Here is a 1032-nt window from a genome sequence, read left to right as displayed (position 1 = left end):
ATTTGTCATCGGTAATTTTGTATTTCAAATTACATCAAAAATAAACAAAAATATATCAAAAACAAAACTAAAAATATTGTCTCAATTACTATTATTATTTTCAACTAATAAATTAATCATCTTTACTATTTCCTTTCTCTTTTTTAGGTTTTAAATTCTTTTTCAAAATATCAATATCAAATAACTCCAATCGTTCTTTAACGCTTAATTTTGTGATTTCTGACCAATAATATTCTTTTTTATTAACAATTTCATCATTCTTTAAATCACGCACAAATTTTAACCATTGACTATCATACTTATTAGCGAATTCAAGGGGAATAATTATTTTAAAAAACCGAATTCCTAAGCCAATATCCAACTTATGTTTTGCTCGTTTACCTTCTGCTCTTCGTTCTACTGATTTTGTTTTTCAAATTTCATAATCCGTTATATCTTGGAAAATCCCAATTCGTATAATAAAGAAACGATTAAAAAAATTAAATCTTTTTTGGAAAATCCCAATTCGTATAATAAAGAAACGATTAAAAAAATTAAATTTTTTACAACGAATTAATTTTATAATCGGCTTTTTCAATGAAATTGGAATAATAATTCCACTTGCTAACTGGCGAATATTATTTCAAATCATACCCTCACGCTGAGCAGTAAACAACGCACGATGTCCAAAATGTCTCGCTAAAACAATTCACGGTATTTTACCACTATGAACTTTTTTCTCATCATGAGGACTAGTTCCGTCAATATATAAATAACTTTCATCAAATAAAATAACACTATCATCTGGGGGAACCAGTTTTGTTCTATCGGTAAAATCTAAATTTTTAAATGTTAAAACTTTAACTTTATCATCTTCTAACGGATAATTACTATAAATTTCATCTGTCAATAATTTCATAGTTTGCGACAAATAAGTTAAAAGTAATGTTTTACCAGTTCCTAACTTACCAATAATTACCGATAACGGATTATCTCAAAATGTTTTACCAGTTCCTAACTTACCAATAATTACCGATAACGGATTATCTCAAA

At 26.5% G+C, this 1032-nt stretch carries 1 protein-coding gene; it reads right to left on the bottom strand.

What is annotated here, in order from left to right; all coding sequences use genetic code 4:
* Positions 1-112: 112 nt before the first annotated feature.
* Positions 113-1032 (bottom strand): hypothetical protein (locus C6B38_RS04985; RefSeq protein ID WP_105298872.1); only part of this gene is annotated, 920 nt, incomplete at its 5' end.

Origin of the sequence: Spiroplasma sp. ChiS, from assembly GCF_002968355.1 — a bacterium.
In the GTDB taxonomy this organism is placed as follows: Bacteria; Bacillota_I; Bacilli_A; order Mycoplasmatales; family Mycoplasmataceae; genus Spiroplasma; species Spiroplasma citri.
Note: the sequence above shows the minus strand (reverse complement) of the source record. Positions and strands in the feature narration are given on the sequence as shown.